Origin of the sequence: Ruegeria sp. R13_0, assembly GCF_017743995.1 — a bacterium.
Lineage (GTDB): Bacteria > Pseudomonadota > Alphaproteobacteria > Rhodobacterales > Rhodobacteraceae > Ruegeria.
Window position 1 is genome coordinate 298,585 of the sequence record NZ_JAGHRB010000002.1, and the last position, 20,711, is coordinate 319,295.

Annotated in this window: 17 protein-coding genes; 2 read left to right on the forward strand and 15 right to left on the reverse strand. The window is 57.4% G+C overall.

The window, feature by feature from the left end:
• Positions 1 to 502: 502 nt before the first annotated feature.
• Positions 503 to 2,275: a M14 family metallopeptidase gene (locus J7394_RS03780; RefSeq protein WP_209251072.1), complete on the forward strand. Its 1,773-nt coding sequence runs from the start codon at positions 503 to 505 to the stop codon at positions 2,273 to 2,275.
• 424 nt (positions 2,276 to 2,699) lie between these two features.
• Here J7394_RS03780 and J7394_RS03785 read toward each other — a convergent pair whose 3' ends face one another.
• The 15 genes from J7394_RS03785 to J7394_RS03855 form a co-directional block, all read right to left on the reverse strand.
• The gene (locus tag J7394_RS03785) at positions 2,700 to 4,541 is read right to left on the reverse strand and encodes a V-type ATP synthase subunit A (protein WP_209251074.1); all 1,842 of its coding nucleotides are present in this window, start codon (positions 4,539 to 4,541) and stop codon (positions 2,700 to 2,702) included.
• The gene (locus J7394_RS03790; RefSeq protein WP_209251075.1) at positions 4,538 to 5,230 is read right to left on the reverse strand and encodes a hypothetical protein; all 693 of its coding nucleotides are present in this window, start codon (positions 5,228 to 5,230) and stop codon (positions 4,538 to 4,540) included. The genes J7394_RS03785 and J7394_RS03790 overlap by 4 nt, the downstream gene beginning before the upstream one ends.
• A gap of 1 nt (position 5,231) precedes the next feature.
• Positions 5,232 to 5,909 (reverse strand): hypothetical protein, encoded by a 678-nt coding sequence (locus J7394_RS03795; protein ID WP_209251077.1) that lies wholly within the window; start codon positions 5,907 to 5,909, stop codon positions 5,232 to 5,234.
• Complete coding sequence (locus J7394_RS03800; protein ID WP_209251079.1) at positions 5,909 to 6,352, reverse strand: ATP synthase subunit C; 444 nt, start codon at positions 6,350 to 6,352, stop codon at positions 5,909 to 5,911. The genes J7394_RS03795 and J7394_RS03800 overlap by 1 nt, the downstream gene beginning before the upstream one ends.
• Complete coding sequence (locus tag J7394_RS03805; protein ID WP_209251081.1) at positions 6,349 to 8,145, reverse strand: V-type ATP synthase subunit I; 1,797 nt, start codon at positions 8,143 to 8,145, stop codon at positions 6,349 to 6,351. The genes J7394_RS03800 and J7394_RS03805 overlap by 4 nt, the downstream gene beginning before the upstream one ends.
• Positions 8,142 to 8,747 (reverse strand): V-type ATP synthase subunit D, encoded by a 606-nt coding sequence (locus J7394_RS03810; protein WP_209251083.1) that lies wholly within the window; start codon positions 8,745 to 8,747, stop codon positions 8,142 to 8,144. The genes J7394_RS03805 and J7394_RS03810 overlap by 4 nt, the downstream gene beginning before the upstream one ends.
• The gene (locus tag J7394_RS03815; protein WP_209251085.1) at positions 8,725 to 10,086 is read right to left on the reverse strand and encodes a V-type ATP synthase subunit B; all 1,362 of its coding nucleotides are present in this window, start codon (positions 10,084 to 10,086) and stop codon (positions 8,725 to 8,727) included. The genes J7394_RS03810 and J7394_RS03815 overlap by 23 nt, the downstream gene beginning before the upstream one ends.
• Before the next feature lie 154 nt (positions 10,087 to 10,240).
• Entirely contained in the window at positions 10,241 to 12,664 is a 2,424-nt protein-coding gene (locus J7394_RS03820) for a DUF3141 domain-containing protein (RefSeq protein WP_209251086.1), read from the reverse strand.
• Between the two features lie 14 nt (positions 12,665 to 12,678).
• A complete protein-coding gene (gene fabI / locus J7394_RS03825) occupies positions 12,679 to 13,440 on the reverse strand; it encodes an enoyl-ACP reductase FabI (RefSeq protein WP_209251087.1) in 762 nt (253 codons plus the stop codon).
• Between the two features lie 303 nt (positions 13,441 to 13,743).
• Entirely contained in the window at positions 13,744 to 14,889 is a 1,146-nt protein-coding gene (argE, locus tag J7394_RS03830) for an acetylornithine deacetylase (protein ID WP_209251088.1), read from the reverse strand.
• Positions 14,886 to 15,821, reverse strand: coding sequence for a LysR family transcriptional regulator (locus J7394_RS03835; RefSeq protein ID WP_209251089.1), 936 nt, complete (start codon positions 15,819 to 15,821; stop codon positions 14,886 to 14,888). Before J7394_RS03835 ends, argE begins: the two co-directional genes overlap by 4 nt.
• Before the next feature lie 54 nt (positions 15,822 to 15,875).
• On the reverse strand, positions 15,876 to 16,985 hold the full coding sequence (locus tag J7394_RS03840; protein ID WP_209251090.1) for an aromatic ring-hydroxylating dioxygenase subunit alpha: 1,110 nt from the start codon (positions 16,983 to 16,985) through the stop codon (positions 15,876 to 15,878).
• Between the two features lie 24 nt (positions 16,986 to 17,009).
• Entirely contained in the window at positions 17,010 to 17,684 is a 675-nt protein-coding gene (locus tag J7394_RS03845) for a DUF1028 domain-containing protein (RefSeq protein ID WP_209251091.1), read from the reverse strand.
• Between the two features lie 4 nt (positions 17,685 to 17,688).
• Positions 17,689 to 18,105 (reverse strand): RidA family protein, encoded by a 417-nt coding sequence (locus J7394_RS03850; RefSeq protein ID WP_209251093.1) that lies wholly within the window; start codon positions 18,103 to 18,105, stop codon positions 17,689 to 17,691.
• A gap of 2 nt (positions 18,106 to 18,107) precedes the next feature.
• Positions 18,108 to 19,250, reverse strand: a complete 1,143-nt coding sequence (locus tag J7394_RS03855; protein WP_209251095.1) for an aromatic ring-hydroxylating dioxygenase subunit alpha — start codon at positions 19,248 to 19,250, stop codon at positions 18,108 to 18,110.
• 200 nt (positions 19,251 to 19,450) lie between these two features.
• Here J7394_RS03855 and J7394_RS03860 point away from each other — a divergent pair, with 200 nt between their 5' ends.
• Positions 19,451 to 20,698 carry an NAD(P)/FAD-dependent oxidoreductase gene (locus tag J7394_RS03860; protein WP_209251096.1) on the forward strand — a complete coding sequence of 416 codons (1,248 nt, stop codon included), beginning with the start codon at positions 19,451 to 19,453 and terminating at the stop codon, positions 20,696 to 20,698.
• Positions 20,699 to 20,711: the final 13 nt, after the last annotated feature.

Sequence of the window (20,711 nt, forward strand, 5' to 3'; positions counted from 1 at the left end):
TACAATGGTTCAGACAAGTAAATTATTTGCGGGCGACGCGAAGATGTTCCGGTTGAAATCGTCCGACGGTATACCTCGGGCGAACACTACCAGGCCGCGCCTGTATTGCGGCATTGACCTCCTCGGTCAGACAGGACAGCGCTGGCTGGAGTATGCGTCCACCCACAATCCTAGCTTGGACCCGAGCGGGTTTGAACGAAGACTTCGATCCATAGGGAATTGCCACAGGAACACCGCACAGAGGGACCGCGACAGGTATTGTCACTATTTCCATGCAAGCGGCCTCCTCTCAAAACACAGGTATCAACAGGGAAGGAACCCGTTACGTCTTGAAAAAATATTAGCCAGGCTGATAGCTTAGCAAAATGCTTTCCGGCCTTTATCCGAAATGTCACGGCTTTTTTTCGAATTCTACACAGATACGTGATCTATCTCTTGGATTGAGTCTTCCGCTCCTTAGCACTCGGATCTCCAACCTTTAGTTCAGGACCAAAGATTCCCGATGAGCGATCGACGCTTTACCATGACGCAGGCCCAACTTCAGGGGTTTTTGCCCCCTTCGCCTGAGTGGCACGGAGCCAGCAATGCCTTTGCCCTACCTTCCGGTCACAATTGGGCCACCCGAATCGAACAATCGGATTTTACGGAAACGGCGACCTATAGCGAGGTCTCAGCATATGTTCAGCGTCTGGCCGCGACCAGTGATCATGTCGCGCTAGTGTCACTCGCCAAACTAGCCAATGCCGAGGATATCTGGATGCTGGTCGTGTCCGATGCACCGGATAAATCCCCGGACGGCCTGCGCGCCAGCGGCAAGCCTACTGTGTTTATTGAGGCCGGAATCCATCCTGGCGAATCCATGGGCATCAATGCGGGGTTAATGCTGGTGCGGGATATGATTGTCACCGGCACACAGGCAGCGCTTCTGGACAAGGTCAACCTTTTGTTCATTCCGGTGTTGAATGTGCAGGGTCATCTACGGCAGTCGCCGACGGGCCGCATCAATCAACATGGCCCCAACACATCGGGGCGGCGGCCCAATGGGCGATGGCTGAACCTCAACTGCGATTTCAGCAAGCTCGACAGCCCCGAAGTGCGCGCATCCGTAAAGGTAGTGACCGACTACCAGCCCGATTTCTTTGTCGATGCGCATTCCACGGATGGCCAGAACTACACCTACGACGTCACTTGGAGCGACAACGGAAATGCAGGCCAAAGCCCGGCCATAAGCCAATGGCTGCGCGATGAGATGACCGACGAGTTGGCGCAATTCCTGACGGATTTGGGCCATATCCCCGGCCCTGCTATAGATGCCAACGATCCGATGGATCCGACACAAGGTTACTACCCGTTTTTTGCCGATGGTCCGTCTTATTCAACAAACTATGCCGATCATCGCCACATTCCGGCCTACCTGCTGGAAATTCACGCGCTCAAACCCTATCGGCAGCGGGTTCTTGGGGCCTACAGCTTTTTCATCGGTGTTCTGAACATCGTTGGGAACAAGGCCGCGTCGCTTCGCAAAGCTATTGCCATGGGCAGGACCGCAAGACTTGACCCTGTTCCGATCGCCTGGGATTTCGATGATCCGGCACCGCAAGTGCAGTACGATGCGTTTACCTATGACGTTCGCCGCAACCCAGTCTTGGGCATCGACCAGATTACCTGGGGCGCGGACCCTGCCCCTATGATTGTCAGCCAATCCACACGCACGACCCCGTGCATTACTGCACTGCGACCGGTCGCATACTACATCCCCGCCGTCTGGGTCGATGTGATCGACCGGCTACATGCCCATGAGATAGAGACCGAAACTTTGACCCATGAACGGCTGGTGCATGTTGAGCGTTATCGCATTGCCGATTTCAAGATCATCGATCCCAACCGCGAGGGCAGAGCCGTGGCCAGCGGTCAGCCGGTGCCACAAACAGACCAGATCCTCTATCGTCCCGGTGACGTGCGTGTCACCACCGATCAGCCATTGGGCACTCTGGCAGTGGCGCTTCTGGAGCCGCTGGGAGAGGGTAGTTTTTTCACCTGGGGGTTCTCTAACGCACAGATGGCAACCCACGAGTATGGTGAGAATTACATTACAACCCAGATTGCCGAAGAAATACTAAAACATGACAGTGAAATCGCTGAGGCCTGGGCTGACCTGCAGCGGGACAAGCCTGATTTCACCAGTGATGCCGCAGCTGTGCTGAACTGGTTTTTCGAGAAGACCACATTCTACGATTCAGAAGCGTTCATGTTGCCCATCGGTATAGAACGCTAGACGTGTCTGAGTGCAGATAGTTCGGCTAAAAAATTACCTAACCGCAGGCGATGCGGCGGGCAACCTTGTAGATGTCGTGCAGGGTCTGGGTCACGCCAACCTCTGAGCTTCCACCAGCGATTCAGGTTTAGGCCAAGACACTTTAGGTCACGAAATCGGCAGGATGCTCCGAACGTATCAGACTGGAAGTCCTTTGACCGTCTATGTTTATTTGCACAATCTGGAATCCGTGTTCGAAACCCACGCAGCACACGCACCCAGAACCGCCGCGACCATCCTCGGCGGAAAGTCGGCCGGTTTTCGAGTTTGTCCAAACGTATTTTAATTTCACAACCGGCGTAGAAAATCCGTGACTGTAGTGTTGTTGTTGTAGATACACACCCCTGAATTCAATCGGTTCGATTCACCTTCGGGCTACGGTGTCCTAGATTCCAAATTTATCGTGACAGAGATCAGTGATCTGTTGCCAGATTGATTTGAATTCCGGCGTGTTCTCGGCCGCGTAATGGAAGTTTTTCATCAATCCGGTGAGTTGCGTGAACACCTGCCGCACTTCGGCTTTGTCGGCGAAATCGGCACTCGACTGGGTGACATCGTAGACCAGTTTGAAGGTCATCTTTTGCCGCTCCAAGGGCACGGTTGCGTCCACCTGGTCAAAGGCATCCTGCTGCAGGTAGACCATATCCACAAACAGCGCTTTTTGTTGGGTGACAAAGTCCTCGATGGTGACGCCCTCTTCGCCGGTGACCTGCATCATCTGGTCGACTTGCTCACCTTTTTCGATCAGGGCCAGCAGGTCCCTAACCTTACCCGTCCATCCGGGTTCCGCGTTCTTGTCATACCAGTCAGAAAGCTGATCCGTGTAGCGCGACCAGCTGAGCATCGGGTCAACGGCCGGATAGAACCGCTTATAGGCCCGCTCTGAGGACAGGCCGAGGAAGCATTTCACGGTAGACAGAGTGGACTGCGTCACCGGCTCATCAAAGTTGCCCCCAGCAGGTGACACCGTCCCGATCAGGGTCAAGCTGCCCAGATCGTCATCATTGGTTTTCAACGCGCCCGCGCGTTCGTACAAACCCTTGATCGAGCTTTCCAGATAGGCCGGAAACCCCTCTTCGCCCGGAATTTCTTCTAGCTTTCCAGAGGTTTCGCGCATCGCCTGCGCCCAGCGGCTGGTGCTGTCTGCGATCAGCAGAACGTCATAGCCCATCTGTCGGTAGTACTCACCCAGCGTGATGCCGGTGAAGATCGAGGCCTCGCGCGCGGCGACTGGCATTGAAGACGTGTTACAGATGATGATCGTGCGATCCATCAGGCTGCCGCCAGTTGTCGGGTCGGTCATCTTGGGGAATTCGTGGATCGTCTCGACCACCTCACCGGCGCGTTCGCCACAGGCCACGACGATGACGATATCTACCTTGGCGTTCCGCGCGATCAGGTTTTGCAGCACCGTCTTGCCTGCTCCGAACGGGCCGGGAATGCAGGCCGTTCCGCCGCGCGCGATCGGGAAAAACGTATCAATCAGGCGCTGCGAGGTCAGAACAGGCTCGGTCGGATAGAGGCGTTCGGACAGGGCGCGCTTGAGGATGCTCTCTGGCAAGGGGCGTCGTACTGGCCATTTCTGCGAAAGGGTGAGTGTGTGTTCGCCACCCTGCTCATCTTCCAGCCGGGCAACGATGTCGTGGATCGTGGCCGCGCCCTTCTGGACCCAAACGACCTTGTAGTCGCCTGTCCAATTGAAAGGCAGCATGATCTTGTGGCTGAAATGACCCTCAGGCACCGTGCCGATGCTGTCGCCTGCTGTGACCGTATCCCCAACCTTAACGGACGGCGTGAATGACCATTTTGCCTGATCGTCGAGCGGGGCAACGTCTGCCCCGCGCGGCAGGAATGTTCCAAACTCGCTGGCCACCTTGGGCAGCGGCGATTGCAGGCCATCAAACACCTGCCCCAGCAAGCCCGGCCCAAGTTCGACCGACAGCAACTGGCCCGATTGTTCTACCGGATCGCCGACCGCGACGCCGTCGGTGCTTTCATAGACCTGAACATCCGCTGTATCACCGCGTACGCGCAACACTTCGGCCTTTAGACGCTCTTGCCTGCCGCCTGGGCCGGGGCGCGTGGGCAGGATGAAAACCACCTCGTTCTTGACCAGCTGTCCGGGCTGGCCCGAGGCATCGGCGTTGGCTTGGATCTGCACCAGCCCCTCCTGCACCGAAACGACGCGGGCGGTGGCGGTCTGCGTGGCGGGGGTTGGGGCGGTCATGCGTATGCTCCCTCAAAATCGATATCAGCTGCATCGGCCATGGCCTGTTGCGCCAGATGTTCAAACCTCTTGGCCGCATCCTGCGCGTTGCTTTGCGCCCAGCGGTCGAAAATGTTCCATTTCAGCACGTAAATCGCCACCGCTTCGAAATCGAAGTAGTGACGAGATGCGTGCCGTTTCAGTTGCTTGTGACTGACCGACAAGAGCAACCGTTCCAGGCCTAGTGGATCTTCGGCCTCCAATAGCTGTTTCGCGTCCTTGATCCATGACATCGCGCCTTCAAGACGGAAATGCGGATCACCCCAATTTTCGGGGATGTGTCGGCTCCAGCGTCCCATTCCGAACACCCCTGACGGGGGGCTGCCGCCTTGCTTTCGCAGGCGCAGTGCGGCAACGGCGGTGCGCAGATCCATGCGTTCCACAAGGATCTTCCGCAGAGTTGGTTGCGGCGTGGACTGCAAAGCCTCTTTGCATCGCTCGATGGCCTGAGCATCTGTCACGTCCATGTCATAGCCGCCCCAGTTCAGAGCATGCTCCAATGCCTTCAAAACGCGCGCGTCCTCGGCTGTCAGCGCCGTCAAGCGCCGCTCAAGGCGCAGGCGCGACAAGGGCGGCTGTTTGGCTACAAACAACCGTTCCGAGCCCGGCAGGCTGCTGATCAAAGCGATATAGGCGTCGGGGTCCGACATGTTACCGGATCACCCCTTCCAGCACGGCGCGGAAGCGAGGTTGTAGATGCTGCATCAGCAGCGAGGCCACGGCCTTGTCGGTCAAATCCAGAACCACGCCCTGATCTTCGGCCCGCACTCGGATGCCGTCCTGCGCATCGTCCGCAGCATGCAATTCCACCTGCTCGCGCAGCATCTCGGCAGTCAGGCCAAGCACGTATTTCGTCAGCTTACCGGACTGGATGTCATCAGCGTTTTGCTTGATGTCCTCCTGCGTGGCGACCTTTGCGGGCAGGATGACTTGAACCTTGCCCTCAAGATTGGCGCCCTCAGCCGCGCGCCCGACAACCTCCAAGATCATCTGTTTCAACAGATCCGGGTCTGCCATTTCCTTGGTGACGAGGCGCGCCACGTCCTCTCGAAACCGATCCGTCAGGCCCGCTTTCATGGTCAGAACCGCGTCCCGCATGGCGGTGTTCAATGCTTCTTCGCCTGCCGCGCGATAGCTGTCGGAGTCGCTGCGGGCCTTTTTCTGGTACGCGTCCGCCTCACGCTTAGCGTCCGCCAAAATCTTTGCTGCCTCGGCCTTGGCATCCGCCCTCAGCTTCTCGGCATCCGCCTGCCCCACAGCCACCCCGTCACTGCGCAGTTTGTCGATCAGCGCGTCGACGCCGTGCGAGATCATGCCATCCTGTGCCATCAACTGATCCCCGCGCTGATCACAAGGGCGAAGACGAAGGCGAAGACGCCAAAGCCTTCGATGATGGCGGCCGGAGCCAAGGACAGACCGAATACCTCTGGCTTTTCCTTGGTCGCATTAATTGCGGCGGCGCAGGCGCGACCCTGCCAGATACCGCAATACATCAACGCGATGCCGGACAGGATACCAATCCCGAACAGCCCGCCCGCGTTTTCCGGCGTCACATCGCGGTTGAGCGTGAACATTATAACGATCCCGTAGATCACCATCGTTGACGGAAAGGCCGAAACACCGACGAACCGACCATAGCCGCCCTCGGTCTCGGTCATCGCACCAATACTGGCCATGCCCGCAATCGAACAGCCAATCGCACTGGCCGCCGCGCCCAGCGCCATGGGGGCATAGATGCCCAGCCAACCCAATGTCAGAACAAGCTCATTCATTCCTGAACCTCCTTGCGGGCGAACGGACGAAAAACGATGCCTTCGTCCGGCAGGCCCCATTTAAAGAATTCGATGTAATTGAGACGTAACCCGTGGACGACGCCGCTCATCATGGCGAGGGCGAAGTTTAGTATGTGGCCAATGATCAGGATCAGCAGGCCGAACAAAATGCCCGGCCCTTTCAGCGCGTGGATCACCGAGACGGCCAGATCGTTGAAAGTGATCGCAAGCGAGGCCGAGGCCAATCCGAGTGCAAAGAGACGCATATAGCTGAGGACATCTCCGAATGCGCCCATGGCCCCGGCAAGACCCTGCACACCGTCAATAAGACGCCAGAGCCAGTCGATTGGTTTTTTGATCTGCCTCTCGCTTGTAAACAGCAGGATCGCCAAAAGACCCGCGCCCAATATCACCGCGCCCGGCGTTGCCGATTGGCCTTTCATGTAGCTGAGCCAAAGGACAAACCCGCCGATCAGCGCCGCGATCCAACCTAGGTTGGCAACCGCTTTACGCTGCCCCCATGCCGCACGTGCGGCCAGAGCGTTGGCCAGCACAAGATGCAAGACACCGACAACAATCGAGATCATCATCATCGCGCCGAAGTTATTCAGATCAAGCAGTTTTGCTTTTGCCAGAAGGGACCCATCAGGCGGCGCGACCCCAAAATAGCTCCCGACCAACACGCCATAGAGGATGGTCGCCACCGAGACGATCACACCGTAGCGCCTCCAGGATTGTTGGCTGACCGTCCCGCCCATACGCTTCCAGAACAACAACAGGCCCAGCAGAATGACGGCCCCATATCCTGCATCTGCCACGATCATCGCAAAGAAGAGCGCGAAAGAGGCAGCGACGATCACGCTCGGGTCCCAGTCCTTGTAGCCCGGCACTTGGTAAAACAGCGCCAAGTCCACAGCAGCGCTGCGCTGTTCCGGCTGCTCCAGCAATGTGGGCGGGGTGTCATCGGCGCCCGGGTCTTCGATCAAAACGGCGGCATCTTTCGCCCCTGCCATCTCCAGAACCGCAGCAATCCGATCTTCTGGAACCCAGCCCTGCAGGGCAAACATCGCCTCTTCGTCGCGGACCTTCTGGGTGGCGTGGGCTAGCTCTGCCGCGCTTTCTGCAACGGACAGGTTACGCCGCATCAGCGTCAGGTAGCGGGTTTGCGCAACCCGTTCCGCCTCAAGCGATTCGATCGCGATCTCTGCCTCTTCCAGCTGTGCTTCCAACTCGTGAATCGGCAAAGACCCGGTATGCGTGCGCGGGACCGGCAGGATATCGTCGGCCGGTTCGTCCGGCGCAATCAGGACGGCATAGATGAAGCGGTGATCCTGTTCGAGTATGGCCCAAGGAAGCGCCAGATTCTCCAATGTATCCCGGTGCTTTAGGGGCAGTTGGTAAAACCACAACCGGTTGCCCGCCAGCACATCGTCGGGCGGGAAATCCAAATCCCCCCAAGGCTGCACCTGAGCAATCCGATGGGCCAGAAAATCCCTTCGGTCTGACATGTCACGCGTACGCTGCATCAGGTCCAGCACGTCTTTGACGAACTGATCCATCTGGAACTCAGGATCGCGTTGTATCTGCCTGCGAGGCTCGGGAACATCGGTGAGGAAACGCAGCGCCTTATATGCTTCATGCGCGCCCCGTTCGTTGACCTTTTCCGGCTCAGCCGGCGGAGGGGCCAGGGGCAGAACATGCATACAGCCCAGCGCCTGCAGCGCCTCAAGCGTTTCGACCTTCTGCGCCGCCCGTCCCACCAAAGACAGCTTCTTAAGCCGTGCAACACTCATGACACGGCCTCCTGCGCATGTTTGCGCTTGGAGATTTTCGAGCGCACGACGGCCTGCATCTGCTCATCACTCAGATAGATGCGGATCTTCTTGATATTGGCCTTGGCGCGCGGGATCAGAACCTTTTCGAACAGATTGACCCGCTGCGTGATCGTGGCGACGGCCTTGTCGAATATCTTAACCCGCTCTTCCGCCACTTTGACCCGCAGACGCGCCTCAATCATGTCGTGCAGCAACTGCGCGGCGGCGTCGACCCAATGGGGCTTGGCCAGCCGTGAGTACGGCCGCACCGAGACCTCAATCCGGTCAAGGGCGGGCATCTTGACGCCCACGACATTCACCTCTTTGACGTTGTAGTCTGTCAGCTGGACCAACCCGTCCAGATCAATGCCCTTCTGCGCCAGCATGGGGAGCTTCGCGCCGACCTGTTGCGCCAGATCGCTCACTTCGTCTTCGAGACGCTTTACATCTTCGCGTGCCTTGGCGCGTTCGGCCATCAATTGCTGGCGCTTCAGGTCCAGCGACGGCAGGAACCGCTCATAGCTTTTCAGCTGTGTCTGCTCGCGAGCGAGCGACGATTTATTCAGCTGCAACCGCGCCATCACCATCCTTTGGGAAATACTTGTCGATCAGAGCTTGCTTCATCAGCAATTGTTCAGGCGCAAAACATTCGGCCAGTGTTTTCCAGCCCAAATCCAGCGCGTCCTCCAACGGGATTGAGACATTGATATCCATGAAGCGTTTTCGGAACAGCGCACCGAATTTCAGCAGTTGATGATCGTAGTCCGACAGATCAAAAGCCATCGCCTGTTTCTGCGCGGCGTCCCGGCTTTCCGAATAGAAGCGGATCATCGTGTTCATGATCTGCCCGTGATCCTCTCGTGTGGTTTTGCCTATGACGTTCTGTTTCAAACGCGAAAGGCTGCCGAACGGATCAATCACGCCCGAATGCAGGTAGAACTGGCCCTCGGTGATGTAGCCCGTGTTGTCCGGCACAGGGTGGGTCACATCGTTGCCGGGCATTGTCGTGACGGTCAGAACAGTCACCGAGCCCCCTTTGGCATAGTCACAGGCTTTCTCGTAGCGCCGCGCGAGCTGCGAATAGAGATCACCCATGTATCCACGCTGCGAAGGGACGCGCTCTTGACTGATGCCCACCTCTTTCATCGCGTCTGCATAGGCGGTCATATCGGTTAGCAAAACGAGAACGCGCTTACCCTCTTCCACCGCGAATTTCTCGGCCACGGCCAGCACCATGTCTGGCACCAGAAGGCGTTCCACCAGAGGGTCCATGGCCTGATTGACGAACATCACGGTGCGTGAGAACACCCCTGCATTCTCGAACGAGGTGCGGAATGTGTGATAGTCATCGAAGATCAAACCCAAGCCGCCGAAGACCACGATATCCGCGTCCGCCTGTATGCCGATGCGGCTGAGGAAGGCATTGAACGGTTCGCCCGAGACCGAAAAGATCGGGATCTTCTGGCTTTCGACCAGCGTATTGAACACGTCGATCATTGGCACGTCGGTACGGATCATCTTGTTGGGCACGGCCCGTTCGGCCGGATTCACTGTCGGTCCGCCAATGTCGATCCGCGGCTCGGCCGATAGGTCAGGGCCGCCGTCAATCAGCTCTCCCGCGCCGTCGAAAACGCGTCCCAGAATATTGGCAGAATACGGCGTCTGCATCGGATGACCCAGGAAGGTCGCCGTCGCCTCGGTCGAGATGCCCTTGGTGCCCGAGAACACCTGCAGCGTCACCACATCCCGGTCGATAAAGATCGCTTGGGCCAGCGTTTTATGCCCATAGACCGTTTCGATTACCGCCAGATCATTGAACCGAACGGCAGGCGCGTGACCATCGCCAACCGGCACACGAACCTTGATCGTGTCGCCGACAATTTCCAAAACACGTGTATACTTCAACAGACTCTGAGACATCGCCTACCCTAAGTCGCATGTTTGAGAGTTTAAATTTCTTTCCACCTTCGTGCTGCCCACCAAAAGCATCGAAACGGGGGGTATTATACTGATCTGGCAAATCTTGTTGCCGCCAAGTTAATAGACGTTTCCAGCCTAAAGCAATGAAATCGTTTCAATTCAGACTGGGTTTTGAGGCTACTTTTCGCTTTCTGGACCTTGCCGGTGATGACTCTGACGCTGGCTTTGCCTCAGTTCCGGCATCCCCACTGTAGTCCAAAACCCGTACAAGCAGATCGGCCATCTCTTCCAGTTCTTTAGAGGGCGTTCGGACTTCACCTATGATGTGTTTGACAAGCTCGACGGCTTCTATGCGCAGCGCTTTGTCAGGTAGCAGATAAGGCAAGGTTTCGACCGCGCCCTTCGGATCGAAAGTGGCGACCAGAGATTGCTCATGCAGAATGCGTTGCCGGTCGGTAACCGAAAGGGACTTGAACGGCGCCTCGTGGTGAAAGATATGCGCCCAACGGTGCAAAATCTCAGCACGAAAGCCTTTGTGACTGTCAGCCAATAGAACCAGTATACGAATGACCGCCTCGGGTAGACCCCCTTGCCGCATATGAGCAAGCACCGCGCTGACCTCGGGCAGATCGCGCAAAGTCGCCGGATCCGGCAGGGTACGGCGAGCTGCATTCCTTTGCCCGAACCAAGAGGCAAACGGCCCACCCCAAATGGCGAAGAATGACGCCTCATACCAGGCGTCGCGCAAATCTCGTGCAAGATCCATCGACTGCTCGATCCATTCTCCGGTGAGTTTTTCCCATTTCAGAAAAGGATTTTCAGCATCGGCAGGGGCGCGCTGTGCTCTGGCATTCTGCGCCAGAGTTTCGATTCCTTTCCCCAAAACTGTGCTCGAAGACATCGCAGCGCGCTGCGCACGCAATGGATGTGCATCGCGCAAAACCCGGGCCATCACCGGTGAGGACAGGGTTTGCACTGCTGGGCGACCGAAGGTTTCATAAACCCCTGCTTGCAGTTCGGACATTTGCGCCACAGCGGCAAAGCTGGTCTCATCCTGCCGACCGTCATCCAATGCCGCGACATCCGACAGCGTTCGCTCGACGAAACGAACTTCGAAGGATTTGTCGACCCCGTCTCCTTCGATGTTATCAATGACCATTTCATAGAGACCGGGCGCTATTGCCTCGACTGTCTCAAGTGTAGAGGCCAAGCCTGCGTGCTCTTTGCGCGCAACTTTGGAGGAAACAAAGATGCCCAGATGTCCCACCTCATCATGAAGCATGTAGATGATGCGTTGGCCGCGTACCCGTATCTCTTCTTCGTCCGCATAGGTTTCGGCAATCCAGTTCAACGCCTGTTGAGGCGGCGTAATATTGTCGCCATGGCTTGCAAAGACAAAAATCGGCGCCTTGATCGCCTTGAGATCAATGGGAACTCCGGGTTCCAGTTGCGCGGTATTCTTCACCAACCGGTTTCCAACGAACAGCTTTTCTACAATCCATCGAATTTCGGCCTCGTTCAGAAGAAAGAACCCACCCCACCAGCGCTCAAAATCAATGAAGCGCTGCCTGCCGGCTTCGGGATCGCGATACAGATCGAAATATTTGCCAAAGTAGTTTCGGCTGGGGTTTAGCTGTTCGAAATTCATCACCAGATTGGCGCCGTCGAACTTGCCATTCCCCAAATCTGACCAGAACATCGGTTGCCAGGTACCGCCAAGCATACCACCATTGTAGCGCATGGGGTTTTCACCAACCTCACCCGACCAAGGTGCAACCGGCGCTCCGTTAAGCACCAAAGGCCCGGTCAGATCAGGGTTGCAGGCGGCCATCAGCAATGTCGCCCAACCGCCCTGGCAATTTCCTGTCAAAACCGGTTGCGGGCTTTTGGGGTGACGCACGCTGACTGTTCGAACAAATCCAGCCTCGGCATGCATAACGTCCGCCAGTGTCTGACCTTCAACCGGATCACGGCCGAAGCTCACAAAATAGACCGGATGGCCCTTGGCCAGAGCCACGCCGACCTGGCTGTCGGACTTGAAACCACCAATACCTCCGCCATGACCGGCACGCGGGTCAATGATGATGTAGGGGCGTTTGTGATCGTCTACGTCGATCCCTTGCGGGGGGACAATGCGCAATAGCTGATAGTTGCAAGGCCGGTCGAGCTCCGCCCCATCAACGATCACTTCGTAGTCATAAGCAAGCACTGGCGGGCAACCGGCCGCTTCATGTTCGATGAAAACATCACCACGCTCACGCAAGGCGTCCATCGTCAAGGCGACGCGCTGACCAGCATCCTTGACGTAGTCCGCCCAAGCCGAGCCAACAGAATTCGTCTGCGTGAATTGCACCGCAAGATCGCGCAGATCGTTTGTCAGGTTCAGAACCCGATCCGAATGGTGCTCAGTTATTTTTTGTGCCTGAATGGTGGCGGCACGAGACAGAATTTCATACTGAACACCAGATTGATCGAGTACGTTGGAAATCGCGTCGAACAATTTGCTGTTCACGGCCGTACCGTTTTCATCCGTTGCAAGGTTCGATGCCTTTTCATTCGCGCCTGAATTCCGAGCCATTGATCTATCCTTCCTCAGACGATGCTGTATCCACCGTCGATGGGGTGTATGCCCCCGGTCACGTTGAACGCCTCGCGACTCGCAAGAAACGCTGCGTAGGCACCCACATCTTCGATCGTCGCCAACTGATGTGTGGGCGAACGCTCGGCGGCCGCGTTCAACAGCGCATCAAAGTCGGCGAGCCCGCTGGCCGCACGTGTTTTCAGAGGTCCCGGCGACAGAGCATGCACTGAAATGCCTTTGGGGCCCAGTTCTGCTGCGGCATAGCGCACCGACGCTTCCAAAGCGGCCTTAACCGGCCCCATTATGTTGTAGTTTTCAACAACCCGCGTCGCCCCGAGAAAGGAGACCGTCATACATGTTCCGCCACGCTCCATCAGCGGTTCGGCCATATGGATCATGCGAAGGAACGAATGGACCGAAATATCCATCGCCAAACCGAACCCTTCGGCCGATGTATCAACAACCCGTCCATGAAGATCATCACGCGGAGCAAAAGCAACAGAATGCACAAGTGTGTCGATCTTCCCCCACTTCGTTCTGATCTCGTCGAAAAGTGCTTTTGCCTGCTCGGAGTCCCTTACATCCAGCGGCATGAAGATTTCTGCGTCAATCTGATCCGCCAGCTTGCTGACATACGGTTTGGCTTTTTCATTCAAGTATGTCAGCGCCACATCCGCGCCCTGCGCATGCAGCGCGCGTGCACATCCCCACGCAATCGACTGATCGTTTGCTACTCCGATGACGACAGCTTTTGAACCATTCAGTTGGAACATCGTGGTGCCTCAGTTTCTGCGGCGCAGCATAACACGCCTCAATCGATTCGAAATAATTGAATGGTCAAACTATATCGCCAACGCTGCGTCAAAGTCGTTCAGTAGCAGGTTCGTGGCCCACCCTATTCCGCGACAGTTTCTGACGACTCGCGTCGAAGGAAACAGATAAGCGACCGATCCAAGGGTACCGACAAGGGTTAGTATGATAGCAGCACGTCAATCTCGTATCGCACCTTACCGACGCAGACGGAATTCATTCCGAGCATTTATTGGCGTCAATTGTCAGAAGGACCTTGTTCGGCCCTAGAGGCTTAACAACACCTCATCCGCGACTTTTCTGAGCATCAGGGAACAAGCAACCAATTGTTTCTCGGAAACATACTCATCAGGCTTGTGGCCTTGGTCCGCCATAGACCCGGGGCCGCACACCACTGTCGCGATGCCGAGCTCTGACAGAACACCAGCCTCAGTTCCAAATGCAACGTGGGTTGTTTCGCCGCCGCCAGAGGATTTGACAAGTGAGACCGCTGGGTCAGAGCTGGCGACTGACAGCCCCGGGTATCCCGCCAACGCCCGAAGCGAGATTTGGGCAGCCGGTGGAAACTTGGCCAAAACCGCGTCTGCTGCCTGCTGAAGCTCGGCTTCAATCTTGTCGGGGTCATCTTCCGCCAGATGCCGGAACTCAAACACAAGCGACGCTTTGTCGGGCACAAGGTTAAGCGCCGTGCCGCCGGACAGCTGGCCAACATGGAAGGTCGTATAGGGAACATCGTAGGAGTTGTTGCGGATCCCGGTTTGTTGAACCTTTTGCTGCAAATGGCGCAGCTCTCCGACGAAATCGACAGCAACATGGAGTGCGTTAACAAATTGCGGAGCCAGTGCGGAATGTCCGGCCTCTCCTCTAATGTCGGCGCGGTAGGCACGCTTGCCTTTGTGACCAATGGCGACCTGCATCTCGGTCGGCTCGCCCACAATGGCCAGTCTGGGACGGCCCAAAAGCGACGGTAGCTGCTTTTTCATGCGTGAAATCCCGACGCAGCCGATCTCTTCGTCGTATGACACCAAGAGCTTTAAGGGCGTTTTCAGTTCCCGACCGTGCATGGCATCGGCAAGGGCCAGCATCTCAGCCAAAAAGCCTTTCATGTCGGTCGTTCCACGTCCGAACAACCGGTCGCCCTGACGGGTGAGTTTGAAGGGGCTTACGCTCCAATCCTGCCCCTCGACCGGCACCACGTCGGAATGCGCAGAGAGTAGTAGGCCACCTTCAACAGACGGCCCGATTTCTGCAAAAAGTCCGGCCTTGGGTTCATCAGGATCCGCGATGCGCTGCACCCGAAAGCCGCGATCTCGCAGAAAGTCTTCTATATAGGCGATCATATCGAGATTGGATCGGGCGCTGATAGTTTCAAAGGCAACCAGACGCTCCAGAACCTCTAGCGAGACACTCATGAAAGCGTTTCTCCTCCGATGGCGCGGAAGGCGCCTGCGCGGGCCTGAGCCTGCGCATAGTCTATGAACGCAGAAACGGTGCGCGATTTTTCCGCACCGTGGGTGGTCAAAAGACCCATTCTCAAGGACCGAACCGGCCCGGTAATCGGCACGCAAACAAGCTGATTGCCATCCGGTGATGTATTGCTTTGCAGGCGCACATTGGCGATGGAATAGCCAAAGGCGTTCCCGACCATCGAACGCATCACGGCCATGTCTCGCGTCAGCTCCACGATGCGAGGCTGGCGCGAGGATGCCGTAAACAGCGACAGGAAGTAGTCGGTGCTGATCGGCAAATCGAGAAGGATCATTGGCAGGTCCGCCAGATCATCAATGGATACGGATGTCCGTGTCGCCAATTCGTGCCCGGCATGTAGCAATGCAAATGGGTTCAGGCGCACCAGCCCGATGAAATTCAAGTCGGTCGGAATATCCATGTCATAGGTCAGCGCAATGTCGATCTCGGACCGTTGCAACGCGTTGAATATCTCTGCCTGGTTCAGTTCTTTCTGGGCGATCCTGACATCGGGAAACCCGGTTTCGAACCCGCGCCGCAACCGCGGTAAGACAAGTTGCGCGAAGGTCAGGAGGCAGCCCACTGCAAGAGGGCCGCGCGCCGTACCCGAAATATCGGCGGCAATGTTTGCGATCTCTCTTGCGTCGTTCAGGACCTGGCGGGCCTTTTCAAGTACCCTTTGCCCGCCTTGTGTCAGTGACAGGCCCTGCGCGTGTTGCCGTACGAACAGCGAAATCGCCAACTCTTCTTCAAGCTGGTTGATGGCCGAAGAGATTGACGGCGACGAGACGTTCAGCCGGTCTGCGGCACGCGCTATACTGCCTGTTTCGCCAACCGCAACGAGGTACTCCAACTGCCGGAGGGTCAGACGCGGCACGCAGACGCTCCTATTTTAGAAACGTTGGCAGTGATCGTAAGGGCTCGCATACTCTCAGGCCAGACCAGGGGCACTATCCTGTTGGGCCAGCCAGGTCTGGAAATCGCGGATCGTGCCTTCATAGTCATCCCCTGCCAGCGGCCCTTCGATCGCGTGAGCTGAATGCAGCGCGACCTGCATGCGCTCAAGCTTTTCGCGATCCTCGCGGTTGACCTCTTCCCAGAGCGCGATTCGCCCCTGGATCGTGTCGTGATCGAGGTTATCGCGATAGACGGACATCGTCCATTTGACGCGGATCAGGTTCGCGTTGATCGGGAAAATGGACAACGATACGAGCAGGCTGGCGGCTTGGCTGGCCACCTGCGTGGGAAACTTGGCAAAGAGGGACGACCGTTTTCGTTCTGCCTCGCTCAGGCCCGCCGCGCCGTCTCCGCGCGGCGTGATGTTGTCCGGGTAGTTGGCAGCATAGGAGGTGTAACCGTCCCCGCTGACCAGCTTGCGCGACAGCCCTGACGGGGTGTAGCCGTGCAGGGTTTGCGGATGGACCACACTCAGGTGGTAGCCTTCCATGAAGTTCTCAACCAGGCATTTCCAGTTGGTCTGCCAGTTCTCTTCAGCCACATGCACAAGGCGGAAATCCTCGGTCTCATATGGCGCCAGCATGGCATCAAGCTCGGGGTGCTCAAACGGCGGGGCGTCTGGCGCAAGGTTCACGTAAATGAACCCGTTCCAAAGCTGCACCTGGTGTTCCGGCAGCCTGCAGGATTTGGGAACAAAGCCCGCATTCTCCATCCGTGGGGCACGCAGCAAGGCACCGTCGCGTCCATAGGCCCAAGCGTGATACGAGCAAACAAACCGCTTTGTATTGCCGCTTCCTTCTGCCAGAGGCATTCCGCGATGCCGACACACATTTGCAAGGGCGCGGATTTCACCGTCATCGCCACGCACGACAAGCAAGGGTTCATTCAGAAGCTGGACGGTGAAGAAATCACCGGGTTCCGGGATTTCGTCGACCCGACCCAAGCAATGCCACCCGCTGCGCAGCACTGTCTGCGCTTCGTGGTCAAATTGCTCTTGCGAGGTATAGAATGCGCCGGGCATACCCATCGGGCGATCCGCGGGCAAGGCGGCCAAGTCTTGAAGTTTCGTTCGCAAATGGGTCATCCCGGCCTCCCTTGTTGTTATGTCTTACGCGTCCCCTGGCACGCCATAGGAGGGCGCGGCGGAGGGATCGAGTGCGCGGCGCACGTAATCGTCCAGTTGTGGTTTGTAGACGTCCCAGGCGGAGGCAACCGCCTCGATGGGGCAATCCTCGGTCCAGTCGCAGCGCAGGTCGGCCACGGGCCAGCTGACTTTGTCGACCAACATCAGACCCGCGGAATGCACGGGCCCGGCCTCGCCCCCGGCAGCAAGCCCGGCTCGCAGTGCAGCGATCAGCCGGTCACCCAAGTGACCCGTCGCGTCCTCAAAAGCGGACACAATGGCAGCGGGTACACCGTCATGGGCCAGAAGATTGCCCCCCGATGCAACATCCCTGCCCTGCGCCTCGTTCCAGTTGCCCAGCACGTTCTGGCCGGAGTGGATGGCCGTGGTTCCGTTTCCGTCAATTGCCAGAAGCTGCCTGTACGCGATGTGCGCGGCCTCACCAATGATTTGGCGCACCGCCGCCTCAGCCGAGGCACCCTGTTCCATCAGATTGAGCGTCTTTGGACCAAGGCTCGGATCGGTGACATTCTGGCTTGCTACAGCGCCAACGCCTGCACGGGCATAGGCGCAACGGGCTGCAACGGCCGGAGAGGAAGACGAGATCGCCATGCCAAACATGCCGGTCTGCGCGCAGCGGGCCACAAGAGAGAAAGTCACGGGGCTAGTCCGGGATCACGGCGGTGGCGTCAATCTCCACCAGCCATTCGGGCCGTGCCAGAGCCTGCACCACAAGTCCGGTCGAAACAGGATGCACGCCTTTAATGTATTCGCCCATGGTCCGATACACAGCCTCACGGTGGCGGACATCTGTGATATAGACGACCACCTTGACGAGATGCTCCATTTCGCCGCCTGCTTCTTCGATCAATTGCTTGATGTTCTGCATCACCTTGTGGGTCTGCTCTGCCGGGTCGTGGCTGTCGATGTTCTTGGCATCATCCAGGTTCTGCGGGCACTGCCCGCGCATCCAGACAGTACTCCCGCCGCGAGTGACAACGGCTTGGCACAGGTCATTGTCGAGCGACTGTTCGGGGTAGGTATCGCCGGTATTGAAAGGGCGGATGCGGGTGTAAGCCATATTTAGGACGCGCCTCCTGCGTCGATCTTTGCCATCAGATACTGCGCAAAGTCGTAGTTCGGGCGTTCCAGATGGCTGAGATGCCCGGGCGTTGCTGCGTCTGAACACAAGCCCCGAAACACTTTTTCGGTACAGCCACGATCTTCGACATTCACGTCATCCAGAAGCGCCTTGAGCGCGGTGAAATTGTCTTGCGCATCCGGGTCGTCCGCAAAGTCATTCGACATGCCACCGCCAAAGCGGATATGCACCTGACCCGGCCCTTTGGGGTGCAAGGACAGATACCAGAAATACCCCGGCGTTAGCGTGATCATCAGGCTTGGATAAAGCGCCAGAAGAAAGGTCGTGCGGCGTTCATCTCCTTTCAGCCGATCATTGCTGGGATGCGCCATGGCAATGCGCAGGGATTCATCCTTCAGAATCGTGTGGTAGTTGAAGGCCGCACTCCCGGGTGGGCAAATCATATCCTCCAGCCGCGACAATCCACCAATCGTGCCCGCGTGGCACACCGGCAAATGGTAGCTTTCCATGAAATTCTCGGCCAACACCTTCCAGTTGGTGTCCCAGACGTGTTCTTCGTAGAACGCCTCGGAATAGTTGGCCATGTCATAACCTTCGATCATGGTCGCCACTTCGGACAGTTGCTCGGCCACGGGGGCTGCATTTGGATCAAGGCAGACAAAGACCCAGCCCAGCCATTCCTCGCAGCGGACCTGAGGCAGCGCGTAGTTGTCTTTGCAAAACCCCTCGTTCTGCTTCATCGCGGGCGCGCCACGCAGCTTGCCGTCGAGGTTATAGGTCCAGGCGTGATAGGGGCAAACGATCGTCTTGGCATTCCCGCGCCCATGCAAAAGCGTTGACATGCGGTGCAGGCACACATTGCTCATCGCGCGCAGATCGCCGTCTCTGTCACGCAATACAACGATTGGCTGCCCAGCCAGTTCGCAAGCCACATAGTCCCCGACAGACGACAAGGCGTCGGCCCGGCCCACACAGTACCAGTCCTTGCGGAAGATGTGCTCAAGCTCTGCATCGACAAAGCTCTGCTCGGTATAGACCTCGGTCGGCATGGCCCGCGCACGTTCAAAGGGGACCGAGGTATTCGCGCGCAGAGCAGCGATAGGATCAACGTGGTCTTTGGGCATGAACGAACCTCTTTGCCTGAGTCGCGGGCGGCCACCGCATTCACATACTGAGACGGCTTTTGCCGGAAACAAACCAAAAGTCTATCTTACTGGCGATTAGGTAAAATCTAATCGACATAAGATGATACAAAATTAGGGTTGCACAAGCAAAAGAAGCAGCCGCGCCAGCAGATACCCAGCACGGCAAAAAAGGTGACGCGATGGAAAATTTCGACACGGTGGTGATTGGCGCAGGTCAGGCGGGCATTGCCACAAGCGAACATCTCCGTGCCCACGGCATTGACCACGTCCTTTTGGAGCGGGGCCGCATTGCCGAACGTTGGCGATCCGAGCGGTGGGATTCACTCGTTGCAAATGGTCCGGCATGGCATGATCGCTTCCCGGGCCTGGAGTTTTCCGGCGACCGCGACGCCTTTCCGCGCAAGGAATGCGTGGCCCAGTACTTTGAAGACTATGCCAAAATGATCGACGCGCCCGTGCGCACAGGCGTTACGGTGACGCGTGCGCGCCCGCATGAAAACCGCGTGGGTTTTTTGATCGAAACGTCGCAAGGTCCCATAGAAGCGCGCCACCTCGTCTGTGCCACAGGGCCGTTTCAGAAACCGGCTATTCCGCCGATCATCCCCGAATCCTCTGACGTTCTGCAGATGCATTCCACCGCGTATCGCAATCCCAATGCTTTGCCCGAGGGCGCCGTGCTGGTCATCGGCGGCGGTTCCTCAGGATCGCAGATCGCCGCCGAGTTGCATGATGCTGGGCGCGAGGTTTTCTTCTCCATTGGCCCCCATGACCGACCTCCACGTCGCTATCGTGGGCGAGACAATGTCTGGTGGCTGGGTGTTCTTGGCATTTGGAATTTGGATACACCGGCACCCGGCACCGAGCATGTCACGATCGCTGTCAGTGGCGCGCATGGCGGCAAAACCGTAGATTTCAGGAAACTTGCCCAGCGCGGCATCACTTTGCTGGGGATGTCGTCGGGATTTGAAAACGGCGTTCTCCATATCGCTGATGACCTCCAAGCCAATCTCGATGCGGGCGACGCAAACATGTTGTCCCTGCTCGAAGCCGCCGATGCCTACGTCGCGCGTACCGGCATCGACCTGCCAGAAGAGCCCGAGGCCTGGGTCATACCGGACGATCCCGCCTGCGTGTCAGACCCCATTCGCGAGCTGGACCTTGAGCGCAATAACATCCGCACCGTGATCTGGGCAACCGGGTTCCAGTTTAACTATGACTGGCTGGAAGCAGACACACTGGACGACCGGGGCAGACCGATCCACCAGCGTGGTGTCTCTCCTGTGCCCGGGCTCTATTTCGTCGGGCTGCCATGGCAATCGCGCCGCGGGTCCTCGTTCATCTGGGGCGTTTGGCATGACGCAAAGTTCATCGCAGACCAGATCTCTATTCAGAAAAACTATCTGGCCTATACACCAAATTCTGCTTGAGAGGTGTCGTTCT

What these genes read in the sequence shown, in the direction of transcription:
- J7394_RS03780 (WP_209251072.1), top strand. Translation starts at nt 503, where the DNA reads ATGAGCGATCGACGCTTTACCATGACGCAGGCCCAACTTCAGGGGTTT.
- J7394_RS03785 (WP_209251074.1), bottom strand. Translation starts at nt 4,541, where the DNA reads ATGACCGCCCCAACCCCCGCCACGCAGACCGCCACCGCCCGCGTCGTT.
- J7394_RS03790 (WP_209251075.1), bottom strand. Translation starts at nt 5,230, where the DNA reads ATGTCGGACCCCGACGCCTATATCGCTTTGATCAGCAGCCTGCCGGGC.
- J7394_RS03795 (WP_209251077.1), bottom strand. Translation starts at nt 5,909, where the DNA reads ATGGCACAGGATGGCATGATCTCGCACGGCGTCGACGCGCTGATCGAC.
- J7394_RS03800 (WP_209251079.1), bottom strand. Translation starts at nt 6,352, where the DNA reads ATGAATGAGCTTGTTCTGACATTGGGTTGGCTGGGCATCTATGCCCCC.
- J7394_RS03805 (WP_209251081.1), bottom strand. Translation starts at nt 8,145, where the DNA reads ATGAGTGTTGCACGGCTTAAGAAGCTGTCTTTGGTGGGACGGGCGGCG.
- J7394_RS03810 (WP_209251083.1), bottom strand. Translation starts at nt 8,747, where the DNA reads ATGGCGCGGTTGCAGCTGAATAAATCGTCGCTCGCTCGCGAGCAGACA.
- J7394_RS03815 (WP_209251085.1), bottom strand. Translation starts at nt 10,086, where the DNA reads ATGTCTCAGAGTCTGTTGAAGTATACACGTGTTTTGGAAATTGTCGGC.
- J7394_RS03820 (WP_209251086.1), bottom strand. Translation starts at nt 12,664, where the DNA reads ATGGCTCGGAATTCAGGCGCGAATGAAAAGGCATCGAACCTTGCAACG.
- fabI (WP_209251087.1), bottom strand. Translation starts at nt 13,440, where the DNA reads ATGTTCCAACTGAATGGTTCAAAAGCTGTCGTCATCGGAGTAGCAAAC.
- argE (WP_209251088.1), bottom strand. Translation starts at nt 14,889, where the DNA reads ATGAGTGTCTCGCTAGAGGTTCTGGAGCGTCTGGTTGCCTTTGAAACT.
- J7394_RS03840 (WP_209251090.1), bottom strand. Translation starts at nt 16,985, where the DNA reads ATGACCCATTTGCGAACGAAACTTCAAGACTTGGCCGCCTTGCCCGCG.
- J7394_RS03850 (WP_209251093.1), bottom strand. Translation starts at nt 18,105, where the DNA reads ATGGCTTACACCCGCATCCGCCCTTTCAATACCGGCGATACCTACCCC.
- J7394_RS03855 (WP_209251095.1), bottom strand. Translation starts at nt 19,250, where the DNA reads ATGCCCAAAGACCACGTTGATCCTATCGCTGCTCTGCGCGCGAATACC.
- J7394_RS03860 (WP_209251096.1), top strand. Translation starts at nt 19,451, where the DNA reads ATGGAAAATTTCGACACGGTGGTGATTGGCGCAGGTCAGGCGGGCATT.